The sequence below is a fragment of the Pantoea trifolii genome, assembly GCF_024506435.1.
Taxonomy (GTDB): Bacteria; Pseudomonadota; Gammaproteobacteria; order Enterobacterales; family Enterobacteriaceae; genus Pantoea; species Pantoea trifolii.
Genome location: NZ_JANIET010000001.1, coordinates 1,502,707 through 1,517,544 on the forward strand (window position 1 = coordinate 1,502,707; position 14,838 = coordinate 1,517,544).

A 14,838-nucleotide genomic window follows, 5' to 3' on the forward strand; every position below is an offset into this window, starting at 1 on the left:
CCGAAAGGGGAATTGAGTCATGAACCTCGCCGCTTCCCTCTCGTTACAAACTGCTCGTCACCTTCATCTGGCTGCTCAGGGACTGTTACGTCCTTTGGGCCGTCGGGCGCGCTTTACCGATATTCACGCCACTGTGCGTCAAATGTCTTTGCTGCAAATCGATACCATCAATGTGGTGGCTCGCAGTCCTTATCTGGTGCTGTTTAGTCGCCTTGGCGCATACCAGTCCAATTGGCTGGAACAGGCGCTGGCATCTGGCGCGTTATTTGAGTATTGGGCGCATGAAGCCTGTTTTATTCCTGTCGAAGATTACCCACTGCTGCGTCATCGCATGCTGGAACCGCAGCGACTTGGCTGGAAGTACAACCAACAGTGGGTTGAGGAACACCAACAAGAAATCACTGATCTTCTGCAACATATCTCCGCCAATGGTCCGGTACGTGCTGCCGATTTCAGCAATGATAAACAGACCAAACCAGGCTGGTGGGCGTGGAAGCCGCATAAGCGTCATCTGGAGAATTTGTTCAGTGCCGGTCAATTGATGGTGGTGGAGCGGCGCAACTTCCAGCGGGTTTACGATCTGCACAGCCGCGTAATGCCGGACTGGATTGATGAACAGCATGCACTGAGTGAAGATGAAGCAGTGATACAGATGTTGAGTCACAGCGCGCGCAGCCTCGGCATTTTTCGTGACAGTTGGCTAGCAGACTACTATCGCCTCAAACGTGCACCACTCAAGTCGTGGCTCGCGGATGCCGCCGCACGCGGAGAGATAGTTCGCGTTGAGGTCGAGCAACTGGGTGAAATGTGGCTGCACCACGCGTTATTGCCGCTGCTGGAAAAGCCACTCTCGGCCACGCATACCACGCTGTTGTCACCCTTTGATCCGGTGGTTTGGGATCGTCGTCGCGCGCTGGAGCTGTTTAATTTTGATTACCGCATTGAGTGCTACACGCCAGCGGAGAAGCGCAAATATGGTTATTTTGTCTTGCCAGTGCTGCATCGCGGATTATTGAAAGCGCGCATCGACGCCAAAATGGAGCGTCAGGCCCAGCAATTGGTCATTCGTGCATTCTGGCTGGAAGAAGGCACACGCGTCAGTAATGCTTTCCTTAATGACGTACATAAAGCCATTAATCACTTTGCTGCGTGGCAAGGTGCCAACGAAGTGATTATCGAAAATGCGCCTGCAGAACTGTTGGCGGCCTGGTCAAATCGCTGGTCAATGGTTGAATAACACCGCCACTTGTCTGGCTTTAGTGCGCCATTCCTGCGCACGCTATTATGATATGCTAACCGTCTGAATCGGTCCTGAATGGAGAAGATTATGGATCACCGTTTACTCGAAATCGTTGCCTGCCCGGTATGCAACGGAAAACTCTATTTCAACAAAGAGCAGCAAGAGCTGATCTGTAAACCAGATGGCCTGGCTTATCCGGTACGTGACGGCATTCCAGTGCTGCTGGAAGTGGAAGCGCGTACGCTGTCTGTTGAAGAGATCCATCCATGAGTTTTGTTGCCATTATTCCTGCGCGTTATGCTTCAACGCGTCTGCCCGGCAAACCGTTGGTGGATATTCAGGGTAAACCGATGGTGCTGCACGTCATGGAACGCGCGCGTGAATCGGGTGCCGATCGCGTGATTGTCGCCACCGATCATCCGGATGTGGCGGCGGCGGTAACCGCAGCCGGCGGTGAAGTGTGCATGACGCGAGTCGATCATCAGTCTGGCACCGAGCGGTTGGCCGAAGTGATCGAAAAGTATCAGTTTGCCGACGACACCATCATCGTTAACGTGCAGGGCGACGAGCCGATGATCCCGGCGGAAATTGTACGTCAGGTAGCAGGTAATCTGGCGCAATCCGAAGCCGGAATGGCGACGCTGGCGGTGCCGATCACCGATGCAGAAGAAGCCTTTAACCCGAACGCGGTGAAAGTGGTGATGGACGCCAAAGGTTATGCGCTCTACTTCTCACGCGCCACTATTCCCTGGGATCGCGAGCGTTATGCCCAATCGCGCGAGCAGATTGGCGACACGCTGCTGCGCCACATTGGTATCTACGCTTATCGCGCCGGTTTTATCCGTCGCTATATCGCGTGGGAACCTTGCCCGCTGGAGCACATTGAGCTGCTCGAACAGCTGCGCGTGCTGTGGTACGGTGAAAAGATTCACGTCGCGGTGGCAAAAGCTATCCCAAGTGTTGGGGTGGATACGCCGGAAGACCTTGAGCGGGTTCGTCTCGCTATGCAGGGTTAATCTCCGACCGGCCAGCGGCTCTCGCTGGCCTTAAAGTTTGATCTGGCGCTAAGCTTTGCGCCGCCATCACCTCCAGCATATTCCAGCCCTTTGACTTCGGAGGATATTGCATGGAACAGCTCCGTTCAGAACTCGCGTTGGTGCTCGGTGAAAGCATCAGCCGTCTCGAAACCATTAGCGAGCAGACGCACACGCGGCTATATGCGCTTTACGATAACGCCGGTAAACCGATGCCGCTGGTGGCAAAGTATTTTCGTCATCAGGGACGCGCGGCGCTGGAAGCCAAAAAGCTGACCATGCTCGGGCATGATGGCTTGATCGCCGTGCCCGCTGTGTTTGGCCTGGTGCTCAGCCAGCAAAAGCCGGTACATGAAATGTTGCTGATGGCGCGCTTTAACGGCGTCTCGGCGGAAGCTCCGGCACGCAGCGCAGCACGCTGGGAACAGCTGTGCGAGCAGATCGTCGAAGGCGTATTGGCGTGGCATCGCATCGACAGTCATGGCTTAGTTGGCAGCGTGGATAGCGTGCAGGAAAATAGCTGGCCCGCATGGTATCGCCAGCGGGTGGATGTGCTGTGGTCAACGCTGGGTTATCTGTCGCCGCCGTTTTTCACGCTGGAAGATCGTCAGATTCTATTTCGCAGCCGTCAGCTATTAGCGCGTCTTTTCAACGGCTTTGACGATCCCTGCGTGCTGACGCACGGCAATTTGCGCTTAGCCAGTATGCTGAAAGATGCGCACAGCGATCAGTTGATTGCGATGATGCAGCCGGGCAACATTCTCTGGGCACCACGCGAATACGATCTGATGCGCCTGGCAGATAGCGGCGCAGAAGCATCACTCCTGCAACACTATCTGCAGCGTGCGCCTGTGGCGGAAGGTTTTCTTTGGCGACGCTGGTTGTATCAGTTGTGGGATTGCGTCGACACGCTGGTCAGCAGCGGACAGTTTGACCGTCCGCGTTTCGATCACGCCCGCGCGCAATTACTCCCCTGGCTGACTTGAGGTGAGATCGTCACCGCGCAGCTTCTGCCAGATCTGACCCAGCGTTTCATAAATCGCGCGCTCACTGTGACCGAGCCACAGCGGTGACGGAATCGCACGTTCCCACCAATTGAGCGGCGATGTCACCGCCAGCTGGTTCGCCGGTGCGGCTAGCGGATTCATGCCGGCACTTTGGAAGAATTGCATCGCACGTGGCAGATGGTTAGCGGAGGTCACCAGTAAAAACGGATGTTCGCCAATCGTCTTTTTCACCGCGCGTGCTTCACCAATCGTATCCCGCGGTTGATCCAACTGAATAATCGCTTTTGAGGGTACGCCCAGACTTTCCGCCACTTCGGCCGCCACGCTGGCGCTGCTGCGTGGGTTTTCGCCTGCCGCTGCGCCCGTAAAGATCATTTTCGCCTGCGGATAGCGCCGCCACTGACGCACGCCTTCGGCCACGCGCGGCAAACTGTTACTGATTAAATTCGAACTCGGCGCCCAATTCGGATTGAAGGTATAGCCGCCGCCGAGCACCACGATATAATCGACCGGCTCGTTACCGTTCCAGGTGGGATAATGATTTTCCAGCGGTGACAGCAGGCGATCCGCAACCGGCTGCAGGCTTAACACCAGCAGCAGCAGCCAACTGCAAGAGATAAGGATTTTGCCGCTTTTTTGCCAGCGGCTGAACCAGAGCAGTAAAAGTCCTGCCGCCATCAGCAATAACAGCAGCGGCAAGGGGAGCAACATCCCGCCAATGACTTTTTTAAATGCGAAAAACATCGAATATGGCCTCTTTTGTCCAAAAAAACAGCTGCCAGACGGTTACTGCGGCATGAAAGGTTCATTCTTGTTGAGCCTGTGACAAAATAGCACAAGTTGAATGCAGCAAAGCGGAGCCATCATCATGCAGGATCGTAACTTTGACGATCTGGCGGACAAATTTTCACAGAACATTTATGGCACGCGCAAAGGGCAAGTGCGCCAGGCGATTGTCTGGGACGAGCTGGAAGCCCTGTTACCGACACTGCCTGCCGGACCTTTACAGGTGCTGGATGCCGGCGGCGGCGTGGGACAAATCTCAAGCGGGCTGGCGGCACGCGGTCATCAGGTGGTGCTGTGCGATCTCTCTGCTGAGATGCTGAAGCTGGCGGAAGCCCATGCGCTCGCCGCAGGTGTGAGCCACAACATGCAATTCAAACAAATTAGCGCCCAGCAGGTGGGCGAACATTTGGATACGCAGGTTGATCTGGTATTGTTTCACGCGGTGTTGGAATGGGTCGCGCATCCGGAAGAGGTGCTCCAAGCGCTGTGGCACACACTCAAGCCCGGCGGCGTGCTGTCGTTGATGTTTTACAACGCGCACGGCTTAACCTTCCGCACCCTGACGCTCGGCAATTTCGGCTATATGCGCGCCAATATGAGCAAACGTAAAAAGCGCACGCTGTCGCCCGATTTCCCGCGCGATCCCGACGATGTGACGCGCTGGCTGACAAACTGTGGATTTGAAATTGAACGGCGTGCGGGCATTCGCGTCTTCTGTGATTACATGAAGCCGCAACCCGGCGCAGGGAAGAGCGTTGAGGAAATCATTGAGATGGAACGGCGTTTCTGTCGCCAGGAGCCCTTTTTGAGTTTAGGGCGCTATATCCACGTGACCGCGCGCAAACCCAGCTAGAAGGATCAACTATGAGCGAATTTTCCCAGACGGTCCCCGAATTGGTGGCATGGGCGCGCAAGAACGATTTTTCGCTTGCGCTGCCGGTAGAACGTCTGGCCTTTTTGCTGGCCATCGCCACCTTAAACGGTGAACGCATGGACGGCGAGATGAGTGAAGGCGAGCTGATTGACGCGTTTCGTCACGTTAGCAAAGCATTCGAACAAACCCACGAAACCGTGCAGGTCCGTGCCAATAACGCCATCAATGACATGGTGCGTCAGCGCTTGCTTAATCGCTTTACCAGCGAGCTGACGGAAGGCCACGCCATCTATCGTCTGACACCGCTCGCCATCGGCATTACCGACTATTACATCCGTCAGCGCGAGTTCTCCACGCTGCGCCTGTCGATGCAGTTGTCGATTGTGGCACAAGAGTTAAAACGTGCCGCAGACGCCGCTGAAGAAGACGGTGACGAATTCCACTGGCATCGCAACGTATTTGCACCGCTGAAATATTCGGTGGCGGAAATCTTCGATAGCATCGACATGACGCAGCGCCTGATGGATGAACAGCAGCAAGCGGTGAAAACCGATATTGCCGATCTGCTCAACAAAGACTGGCGCGCGGCGATCTCCAGCTGTGAAATGTTGCTGTCGGAAACCTCCGGTACGCTACGTGAACTGCAGGATACGCTGGAAGCGGCGGGCGATAAGCTGCAGGCCAATTTACTGCGCATTCAGGATGCGACGCTAAGCAGCCCGGATCTGGGCTTTGTCGATAAGCTGGTGTTTGACCTGCAAAACAAGCTCGATCGCATCATCAGCTGGGGCCAGCAGGCTATCGATCTGTGGATCGGCTACGACCGCCACGTACACAAGTTTATTCGTACCGCCATCGACATGGATAAGAACCGCGTGTTTGCGCAGCGTTTACGCCTGTCGGTGCAAAACTATTTCGATCAGCCGTGGGCGCTGACCTACGCCAATGCCGATCGTCTTTACGATATGCGTGATGAAGAGATGACGCTGCGTAATGACGAGGTAATGGGCGAGCTGCCGCCGGAAATGGAATACGAAGAGTTTAATGAGATTCGTGAGCAGCTGGCCGCGATGATCGAAGAGGCGCTGCAAATTTATAAGCAGGAGCAGAAGCCGCTCCATCTTGCCACGGTGATGCGCGACTATCTGTCGCAGTATCCGCGCGCGCGCCACTTTGATCTGGCGCGTATCGTCATCGATCAAGCGGTGCGACTCGGCGTGGCCGAAGCTGATTTAGCCGGTCTGCCTGCGCAATGGCAGGCCATTAATGATTACGGAGCCAAGGTGCAGGCACATGTCATCGACAAATATTGAACAAGTGATGCCAGTTAAACTGGCATTGGCTCTGGCAAACCCGATTTTCCCGGCGCTCGATAGCCAGTTACGCGCGGGTCGCCACATTGGCATTGAAGAGCTGGATAATCACGCCTTCCTGATGGATTACCAGGAGTATCTCGAAGAGTTTTACGCGCGTTACAACGTTGAGCTGATCCGCGCGCCGGAAGGCTTCTTCTATTTGCGTCCGCGTTCAACCACCTTGATCCCGCGCTCGGTGCTGTCCGAGCTGGATATGATGGTGGGCAAAATTCTTTGCTATCTCTATCTCAGCCCGGAACGTCTGGCGAATGAGGGGATTTTTACCCAACAAGAGCTGTATGACGAACTGCTGTCGCTGGCCGATGAGAGCAAACTGCTCAAGCTGGTCAATCAGCGTTCCACCGGTTCCGATCTTGACCGCGCCAAGCTGCAGGAAAAAATGCGTGCGTCGCTGAGCCGCCTGCGCCGTCTTGGCATGGTGTGGTTTATGGGCAACGACAGCAGCAAATTCCGCATCACCGAATCGGTGTTCCGCTTTGGCGCCGACGTGCGCAGCGGTGACGATGCGCGTGAAGCACAGCTGCGCCTGATTCGTGACGGTGAAGCGATGACGCTGGAAAGCGCGCCAGCTGCGGCAGAAAACGATGAAGCAGATAACGATTTTGACGCTGAAAGCGACGCGAGTGATAACGCGGAGGATGAACAAGCATGATTGAACGCGGTAAATTTCGTTCGCTAACGCTGATCAATTGGAACGGCTTCTTTGCCCGTACTTTTGATCTTGATGAACTGGTCACCACGCTTTCGGGCGGTAACGGTGCGGGTAAATCCACCACCATGGCCGCCTTTGTGACGGCGATGATCCCTGACTTAACCTTGCTGCACTTCCGTAACACCACCGAAGCGGGTGCAACTTCCGGTTCGCGCGATAAAGGCCTGCACGGCAAGCTGCGCGCCGGTGTCTGCTATTCGGTGCTGGATGTGGTTAACTCACGCCATCAACGCGTGATTGTTGGCGTACGTCTGCAGCAGGTGGCGGGACGCGATAAAAAAGTCGATATCAAGCCATTCAGTATTCACGGCTTGCCGAGCGATTCGCAGGCTACCGATATGCTGACCGAAATCCTTAATAACCGTCAGGCGCGCGTGTTGCCGCTGACGGAAGTAAAGGAGCGCGTGGAAGCGCAGGAAGGCGTGCAGTTCAAACAGTACAACTCGGTCACCGATTATCACGCGGTACTGTTCGAGCTCGGCGTGGTGCCGCGTCGTCTGCGTAACGCCAGCGATCGCAGCAAGTTCTATCGTCTGATTGAGGCGTCTCTTTACGGCGGTATTTCTAGCGCCATTACCCGCTCGCTGCGCGATTACCTGCTGCCAGAAAACGGCGGCGTGCGTAAAGCCTTCCAGGATATGGAAGCCGCGCTGCGGGAAAACCGCATGACGTTGGAAGCGATTCGCGTCACCCAATCGGATCGCGACCTGTTTAAGCATCTGATCTCGGAAGCCACCAGCTATGTTTCCGCCGACTACATGCGCCACGCCAACGAGCGCCGCATTCATCTCGACGGCGCGCTGCAGCTGCGTAATGAGCTGTTTACCAGCCGCAATCAGCTGATTTCCGAGCAGTATCGCCATATTGAAATGGCGCGTGAATTGTCGGAGCACAACGGTGCCGAAAGCGATCTGGAAAGCGATTATCAGGGCGCCAGCGATCACCTGAATCTGGTGCAAACCGCCATGCGCCAGCAGGAAAAAATCGAGCGTTATGATGCCGATCTGGAAGAGCTGACCTATCGCCTCGAAGAGCAGAATGAAGTTGTAGCTGAAGCGCGTGAAGTACAGGAAGAGAATGAAGCGCGCGCCGAAGCGGCTGAAGTGGAAGTGGATGAGCTGAAAAGCCAGCTTGCTGACTTCCAGCAGGCGCTCGACGTGCAGCAAACGCGTGCCATTCAATATCAGCAAGCCTTGCAGGCGCTGGAGAAAGCACGCACGCAGTGTCAGCTGCCCGATTTATCTATCGATAATGCCGCTGAATGGCAGGAAACCTTCCAGGCGCGTGAAGAAGAAGCCACCGAACGCCTGCTGCGTCTCGAACAGAAGCTGAGCGTCGCCGAAGCGGCGCACAGCCAATTTGAGCAAGCGTTAGCGTTAGTGACCAGCATTGCCGGTGACGTGGGTCGTCAGGACGCGTGGCAAGTGGGGCGCGAATTACTGCGTGACGCCGGCAATCAACGCCATCATGCTGAACAACTCTCCTCGCTGCGTCTGCGCCTCAATGAATTAGAAACACGTCTGCGTGAGCAGCATGATGCCGAGCGTTTGCTGGCGGATTTCTGCAAACGTCAGGGCCAGCAATACGATGCGGATGCGTTGGATGGCTTGCAGCGTGAACTCGAAGCGCAGATTGAACAGCTGAATAGCAGCGTTGCCGATGCCGGTGAACGCCGCATGTTGATGCGTCAGGAGCTGGAGCAGCTGCGTGAACGCATCACCGCGCTGACCGCGCGTGCGCCACACTGGCTGGCGGCGCAGGAAATTCTGACGCAGCTGAGCGAGCAAACCGGTCAGGAGCTGACCAGCAGCCAGCAGATCACTGAATTTATGCAGCAACTGCTGGAGCGCGAGCGTGAAACCACGGTTGAACGCGACGAGCTGGCCGCGCGTAAGCGTGAAGTTGAACAGCAGATTGAACGTCTGAGCCAACCAGGCGGCGCGGAAGATGCGCGCCTGACGCAGCTGGCGGAACGTTTTGGCGGCGTGCTGCTGTCGGAAATTTATGATGACGTTACGCTGGATGACGCGCCGTACTTCTCGGCGTTATACGGTCCATCGCGCCACGCCATTGTGGTGCCGGATCTGTCGCTGGTGCGCGACCTGCTCGACGGTTTAGACGAGTGCCCGGAAGATCTCTATCTGATTGAAGGCGATCCGCAAGCCTTTGACGACAGCGTATTTAGCGTCGAAGAGCTGGAAAAAGCAGTGGTGGTGAAAGTGGCTGAACGTCAGTGGCGCTACTCTCGCTTCCCGAAAGTGCCGTTGTTTGGACGCGCGGCGCGTGAAAACCAGCTTGAGTTGCTGAATAACGAACGTGAACAGCTGGCTGAGCGTTATGCCACACTGTCGTTTGATGTGCAGAAAACCCAGCGTCTGCATCAATCCTTCAGCCGCTTCATCGGCAGCCATTTAGCGGTGGCGTTTGATGAAGATCCAGAAGCGCAGATTCGTCAGCTTAACAACCGCCGTGGTGAGCTGGAGCGGGCGCTGGCGCAGCATGAAAATGACAATCAGCAGCAGCGTGCGCAGTTTGAACAGGCAAAAGAGGGCGTCAGCCAGCTGAACCGCCTGCTGCCGCGCGTGAATCTGCTGCTTGACGACACGCTCGGCGATCGTTGTGAAGAGATCCGCGAGCGCGTGGAAGAAGCGCAGGAAGCCGCGCGTTTCCTGCATCAGCACGGCAGCAAACTCAGCAAGCTGGAGCCGCTGATTTCTGTACTGCAAAGCGATCCGCAGCAGCACGATCAGCTGCAGCGTGACTATCAGCAGGCACAGCAGCAGCAGCGCGATGCGCGTCAGCAGGCCTTTGCCCTGACCGAAGTGGTACAGCGTCGTGCGCACTTCAGCTATGAAAGTTCGGCTGGCATGTTGAGCGGCAACAGCGATCTCAATGAACAGCTGCGTCAGCGTCTGGAACAGGCGGAAGGCGAGCGCAGTCGCGCACGCGAACGTCTGCGTGGACATCAGGCGCAGCTGACGCAGTATTCGCAGGTGCTGGCATCGCTGAAAAGTTCTTACGATGCCAAACGCGACATGCTGAAAGAGTTGCAGCAAGAGATGCAGGATATCGGCGTGCATGCCGATGCCAGCGCAGAAGAGCGCGCGCGCATTCGTCGTGACGAGCTGTACAGCGCGTTGAGCCACAACCGTGCGCGTCGCAACCAGCTGGAAAAACAGATCACCTTCTGTGAAGCCGAAATGGACAGCCTGCAGAAGAAACTGCGCAAGCTGGAACGCGATTATCATCAGATTCGTGAGCAGGTGGTCAGCGCGAAAGCCGGCTGGTGCACGGTGTTGCGTCTGGTTAAAGAGAATGGCGTTGAGCGTCGTCTGCATCGTCGTGAACTGGCCTATCTCAGCGGCGATGAGCTGCGTTCGATGTCGGATAAGGCGCTGGGTGCGCTGCGTCTGGCGGTAGCGGATAACGAGCATCTGCGCGATGTGCTGCGCATGTCGGAAGATCCGAAACGTCCGGAACGCAAGATTCAGTTCTTTATCGCGGTGTACCAGCATCTGCGCGAACGTATTCGTCAGGACATCATTCGTACCGACGATCCCGTTGAAGCCATTGAGCAGATGGAAATCGAGCTGAATCGTCTGACCGAAGAGCTGACGGCGCGTGAACAGACGCTGGCAATCAGCTCACGCAGCGCGGCGAACATCATTCGCAAAACCATTCAGCGCGAGCAGAACCGTATTCGTCAGCTGAACCAGGGCTTGCAGGCGGTGAGCTTTGGTCAGGTGCGCAGCGTGCGCCTCAACGTGAACGTGCGTGAAGCGCACTCAACGCTGCTGGATACACTGTCGGAAGAGCATGAACAGCATCAGGATCTGTTTACCAGCAACCGCTTAACCTTCTCGGAAGCGCTGGCGAAACTCTATCAACGCCTGAATCCGCAGATTGATATGGGCCAGCGCACGCCGCAAACCATCGGTGAAGAGCTGCTCGATTACCGCAACTATCTTGAGATGGAAGTGGAAGTGAACCGTGGCTCCGACGGCTGGCTGCGTGCAGAAAGTGGCGCGCTTTCGACCGGTGAAGCGATCGGTACCGGGATGTCGATTCTGGTGATGGTAGTGCAGAGCTGGGAAGAGGAATCCCGTCGTCTGCGCGGTAAAGACATCTCGCCGTGTCGTCTGCTATTCCTCGATGAAGCGGCACGTCTGGATGCACGTTCAATCGCCACGCTGTTTGAGCTGTGCGAACGTCTGGAGATGCAGCTGATTATCGCGGCACCAGAGAACATCAGCCCGGAAAAAGGCACCACTTACAAACTGGTGCGCAAGATGTTCAATAACACCGAACACGTACATGTGGTCGGTCTGCGCGGCTTCTCGGCGGATCCCGCACCGAGCAAAGATCAAAGTCCTACGGTCGGTCTTGAATATGAGAATTCATAACGCTTAATCTGGTTAAAAAACAGCACTACGTTTAATCTGTATGCGGCATCTGCACTTAGAGGCAGATGCCGTTTTTTATTCGTATACTCAACATTAAGAGTATGGCTGTACATGGCGATCACAGGGCGCTATGTCATTGGTGAGAAGGGGGCAGGGATGTTGCTAAACAAAAAGCGCAAAATGAGTCGTGCTGCAGTAGCACTCGGTTTGTCAATGGTATTATCGCCGCTGGCTGTCAGCCATGCGGCCATCACCTCCACGCTACCCAACTCGACGCATCACAGCTCGATGTCGGTTTCTGCCAGTCAGCAACAGATTCAGCAGGCGTTTAGCGCCACTGAACAACCCTTCTATCTACCAGGCTTGGCCGGTATTTATGCGTCGCGCGACATGGCACCGCTATGGCAGGACCCGCAAGCGGTGCAGGCCTTCCAGCAGCAGCTTGCGGAAGTGGCTCTCTCAGGCGTGCAGCCGCAGTTCACCCGCTGGGTGGAGCGGCTGACCAATCCGAACATTAAAGGTCTGGCGCGCGATATCGTGCTCAGTGATGCGATGCTCGGCTATCTGCAATTTGTTGCCAATGTCCCGACACAAGGCGAAAACTGGCTTTACAGCAACGTGCCGTACAAGCTGACCATGCCATCGCTGGCGGCCATCAATCAGTGGCAGAATGCGGTGAATGGCGGTGGCAGCCGTACTTTCGTGGTGTCACTGCAGCCGCAGCATCCGCAATATGCACCGATGCACAATGCCTTGAAAACGCTGCTAAACGATCATCATCCGTGGCCACAGCTGCGTGATACCGCTACGCTGCGCCCAGGACAAATCAGCAATGATGTGCCGGCACTGCGTGAGATTCTGCAACGCACCGGCATGTTGACCACCAGCCACAGCACTACGCCAACGCCAGCGGAAGATGCGGTACCAACAGCGCCGGTTCCGGTGAGTCAGAGCAATCAGCCGGTGGCGGTGAGCCCATCTGCGGCAAACTTTGATGATATTGATGCGGCTCCGGCACTCGCTGCTACGCCTGAAGTGGCCAATAATGTGGCTACCAACCCAACGGCAACCGGTCCCAACGTCTATGACGCTGGGCTGGTGGAGGGCGTCAAACGCTTCCAGCACTGGCAAGGCTTGGCCGATGACGGCGCGATTGGTCCGCGCACCCGTGAATGGCTGAATGTGCCGCCGCAGATGCGCGCCTCGCTGCTGGCGCTTAATATTCAGCGTCTGCGTCTGCTGCCGGATGATATGCATAACGGCATCATGGTAAACATTCCCAACTATTCGCTGACCTACTACAACAATGGCGCCACCATATTGTCGTCACGCGTGATTGTGGGTCGTCCCGACCGCAAAACGCCGTTGATGCGCAGCGCGCTAAATAATGTGGTGCTGAATCCACCGTGGAATGTGCCAACCACGCTGGTGCGCCAGGATATTGTGCCGAAGGTGAAGCAGGATCCGAGCTATCTGTATAAGCACGGTTATACGCTGCTCTCGGGCTGGAGTGCGGATGCGGAAGTGATCGATCCTTCAATGATTGACTGGCATATGGTGTCGGCGGCGAGCTTCCCGTATCGCATTCGTCAGGCGCCAGGCGCGACTAACTCACTGGGTCGCTACAAATTCAATATGCCGAGTTCGGATGCGATCTATCTGCACGATACGCCAAACCATACTCTGTTCCAGCGCGATATTCGTGCGCTCAGTTCGGGTTGTGTGCGCGTCAATAAAGCCTCTGAATTGGCCGATCTGCTACTGCAGGATGTGGGCTGGAATGATGGACGTATTTCGGACACGTTGAAAGAGGGGAATACCCGTTATGTGCCGATTCGCCATCGTATCCCAGTGAACCTTTACTACCTCACCGCCTGGGTTGCAGATGATGGGCTCCCGCAATATCGTACAGATATTTACAATTATGATAACCCTGCGCGTTCCGGCAGTCAGGTGCTGTATAAAGCCGGTCAATTGTTACTCTAGTACTTGATTTAGCTGTTTTCTCTTCACATGAATTTAACCAAGACCAGTCTCGAAAATTTGATTTTGAGCTGGTTTTGGTCTTCTGCAACATATTCTGGGTTGACTGAGTCTTAGGCGGACGTTAATGTTCGGCCTTGTGTATTTTTCGCACATATTTTATCCGCTTTAGACTAGGTAACCTCGCTTCATGGCTAACATTGATTCTCAACGTCGTCGATTACTCTTGATTGGAGGCGCAGCTGCAGGATTATCACTGCTTCCTGGCTCCGCTCTGGCTTCGCTTTCCACCGCCCGCCCTCGAGTATTGACACTTAGTAACCTTCACACCGGTGAAACCCTTAAAACGGAGTTTTTTAACGGTAAGCGTTATGACAAGGATGAGTTAGCCCGCTTAAATCACTTTTTCCGTGATTACCGCGCCAATCAGGTGAAGAACATCGATCCCCATCTTTTTGATCAGCTTTACCGCCTGCAAACGTTGCTGGATACGCGTAAGCCGGTGCAGTTGATTTCGGGTTACCGCACGTTAGCGACTAATACCATGCTGCGTGAATCGGGTCCGGGCGTGGCGAAAAAAAGCTATCACACCAAAGGACAAGCGATGGATTTCCACATTGAGGGAATTTCATTGAGCAATGTTCGCAAAGCGGCGTTATCTATGCGCGCCGGTGGTGTAGGATATTACCCGCGCAGCAACTTCGTACACATAGATACCGGGCCTGCAAGGCACTGGTCCTGATACCGGCAGCGCTGCGTGTGTCGGTCATGGAGCGCTATGAATTACCAAATTATTCCGGTTACGGCTTTTTCCCAGAACTGTTCAGTTATTTGGGATGACGAAACCCAACAAGCCGCATTGGTCGATCCCGGCGGCGATGCGGAAACCATCAAAGCCGTGCTGGCAGAACGTGGTTTAGTGCCGTCGCAAATCCTTCTCACACATGGACATCTCGATCACGTCGGTGCCGCTGCGGAACTTGCGGCACATTATCAGGTGCCCATTGTCGGTCCGCATCCGCTCGATGCTTTCTGGTTAGATAATCTGCCTACACAGAGCCGTATGTTTGGATTACCCGAATGCGCGCCGCTGACGCCCGAGCGCTGGCTGGAAGAGGGCGAAACGGTGCAGGTTGGTAATGTCGTGCTGGAAGTACTGCTTTGTCCGGGCCATACGCCGGGACACATCGTGTTCTTTGATCGTGCAGGACGTCTGCTGATCTCAGGGGATGTGATTTTCAACGGTGGCGTGGGACGAACCGATTTCCCACAAGGCAGCCATAGCGACCTAATCGATGCGATTAAAACCAAGCTGCTGCCGCTGGGCGATGATGTGACTTTTGTGCCGGGTCACGGGCCTATCTCAACGCTAGGCCGCGAACGCCTCAGCAATCCGTTCCTGCAAGAATAAAAAAATGGGCCA

The 14,838-nt window shown here is 55.4% G+C and carries 12 protein-coding genes; 11 read left to right on the forward strand and 1 reads right to left on the reverse strand.

All coding sequences use genetic code 11. The features are described from left to right. Nucleotides 1-19 precede the first annotated feature (19 nt). From NQH49_RS06905 to NQH49_RS06920, 4 genes are all read left to right on the forward strand, one after another. The gene (locus NQH49_RS06905; RefSeq protein ID WP_256696097.1) at nt 20-1,237 is read left to right on the forward strand and encodes a winged helix-turn-helix domain-containing protein; all 1,218 of its coding nucleotides are present in this window, start codon (nt 20-22) and stop codon (nt 1,235-1,237) included. 90 nt (nt 1,238-1,327) lie between these two features. Continuing rightward, nucleotides 1,328-1,510 (forward strand): Trm112 family protein, encoded by a 183-nt coding sequence (locus NQH49_RS06910; protein WP_007887424.1) that lies wholly within the window; start codon nt 1,328-1,330, stop codon nt 1,508-1,510. Further along, the gene (gene kdsB, locus NQH49_RS06915; RefSeq protein WP_256696098.1) at nt 1,507-2,256 is read left to right on the forward strand and encodes a 3-deoxy-manno-octulosonate cytidylyltransferase; all 750 of its coding nucleotides are present in this window, start codon (nt 1,507-1,509) and stop codon (nt 2,254-2,256) included. Before NQH49_RS06910 ends, kdsB begins: the two co-directional genes overlap by 4 nt. Before the next feature lie 110 nt (nt 2,257-2,366). Beyond that, a complete protein-coding gene (locus NQH49_RS06920; protein WP_256696099.1) occupies nt 2,367-3,260 on the forward strand; it encodes a YcbJ family phosphotransferase in 894 nt (297 codons plus the stop codon). Here the strand turns inward: NQH49_RS06920 and elyC are convergent. After that, the gene (elyC, locus tag NQH49_RS06925) at nt 3,240-4,025 is read right to left on the reverse strand and encodes an envelope biogenesis factor ElyC (RefSeq protein ID WP_256696100.1); all 786 of its coding nucleotides are present in this window, start codon (nt 4,023-4,025) and stop codon (nt 3,240-3,242) included. The genes NQH49_RS06920 and elyC overlap by 21 nt on opposite strands. 124 nt (nt 4,026-4,149) lie before the next feature. Between elyC and cmoM the strand changes: the two genes are divergently transcribed. The 7 genes from cmoM (at nt 4,150) to NQH49_RS06960 (ending at nt 14,826) form a co-directional block, all read left to right on the forward strand. Further along, entirely contained in the window at nt 4,150-4,920 is a 771-nt protein-coding gene (gene cmoM, locus NQH49_RS06930) for a tRNA uridine 5-oxyacetic acid(34) methyltransferase CmoM (protein WP_154192122.1), read from the forward strand. Between the two features lie 11 nt (nt 4,921-4,931). Further along, a complete protein-coding gene (gene mukF, locus NQH49_RS06935; protein ID WP_007887410.1) occupies nt 4,932-6,254 on the forward strand; it encodes a chromosome partition protein MukF in 1,323 nt (440 codons plus the stop codon). Then, a complete protein-coding gene (mukE, locus tag NQH49_RS06940; RefSeq protein WP_256696101.1) occupies nt 6,235-6,969 on the forward strand; it encodes a chromosome partition protein MukE in 735 nt (244 codons plus the stop codon). Before mukF ends, mukE begins: the two co-directional genes overlap by 20 nt. After that, nucleotides 6,966-11,432, forward strand: coding sequence for a chromosome partition protein MukB (mukB, locus tag NQH49_RS06945; protein WP_256696102.1), 4,467 nt, complete (start codon nt 6,966-6,968; stop codon nt 11,430-11,432). The genes mukE and mukB overlap by 4 nt, the downstream gene beginning before the upstream one ends. Before the next feature lie 156 nt (nt 11,433-11,588). Then, nucleotides 11,589-13,418, forward strand: a complete 1,830-nt coding sequence (ldtD, locus tag NQH49_RS06950) for a L,D-transpeptidase LdtD (RefSeq protein WP_256696103.1) — start codon at nt 11,589-11,591, stop codon at nt 13,416-13,418. A 187-nt stretch (nt 13,419-13,605) separates the two neighbouring features. Then, nucleotides 13,606-14,157, forward strand: a complete 552-nt coding sequence (locus tag NQH49_RS06955; RefSeq protein ID WP_008102370.1) for a peptidoglycan L,D-endopeptidase MepK — start codon at nt 13,606-13,608, stop codon at nt 14,155-14,157. Between the two features lie 36 nt (nt 14,158-14,193). Beyond that, nucleotides 14,194-14,826, forward strand: a complete 633-nt coding sequence (locus NQH49_RS06960; RefSeq protein ID WP_256696104.1) for an MBL fold metallo-hydrolase — start codon at nt 14,194-14,196, stop codon at nt 14,824-14,826. The last annotated feature ends 12 nt before the right edge of the window (nt 14,827-14,838 follow it).

Excerpts from the sequence above, each read along its gene's own strand:
- NQH49_RS06910 (WP_007887424.1), top strand. The coding sequence starts at position 1,328 with ATGGATCACCGTTTACTCGAAATCGTTGCCTGCCCGGTATGCAACGGA.
- ldtD (WP_256696103.1), top strand. The coding sequence starts at position 11,589 with ATGTTGCTAAACAAAAAGCGCAAAATGAGTCGTGCTGCAGTAGCACTC.
- NQH49_RS06920 (WP_256696099.1), top strand. The coding sequence starts at position 2,367 with ATGGAACAGCTCCGTTCAGAACTCGCGTTGGTGCTCGGTGAAAGCATC.
- mukB (WP_256696102.1), top strand. The coding sequence starts at position 6,966 with ATGATTGAACGCGGTAAATTTCGTTCGCTAACGCTGATCAATTGGAAC.
- NQH49_RS06955 (WP_008102370.1), top strand. The coding sequence starts at position 13,606 with ATGGCTAACATTGATTCTCAACGTCGTCGATTACTCTTGATTGGAGGC.
- NQH49_RS06960 (WP_256696104.1), top strand. The coding sequence starts at position 14,194 with ATGAATTACCAAATTATTCCGGTTACGGCTTTTTCCCAGAACTGTTCA.
- elyC (WP_256696100.1), bottom strand. The coding sequence starts at position 4,025 with ATGTTTTTCGCATTTAAAAAAGTCATTGGCGGGATGTTGCTCCCCTTG.
- kdsB (WP_256696098.1), top strand. The coding sequence starts at position 1,507 with ATGAGTTTTGTTGCCATTATTCCTGCGCGTTATGCTTCAACGCGTCTG.
- cmoM (WP_154192122.1), top strand. The coding sequence starts at position 4,150 with ATGCAGGATCGTAACTTTGACGATCTGGCGGACAAATTTTCACAGAAC.
- mukE (WP_256696101.1), top strand. The coding sequence starts at position 6,235 with ATGTCATCGACAAATATTGAACAAGTGATGCCAGTTAAACTGGCATTG.
- mukF (WP_007887410.1), top strand. The coding sequence starts at position 4,932 with ATGAGCGAATTTTCCCAGACGGTCCCCGAATTGGTGGCATGGGCGCGC.
- NQH49_RS06905 (WP_256696097.1), top strand. The coding sequence starts at position 20 with ATGAACCTCGCCGCTTCCCTCTCGTTACAAACTGCTCGTCACCTTCAT.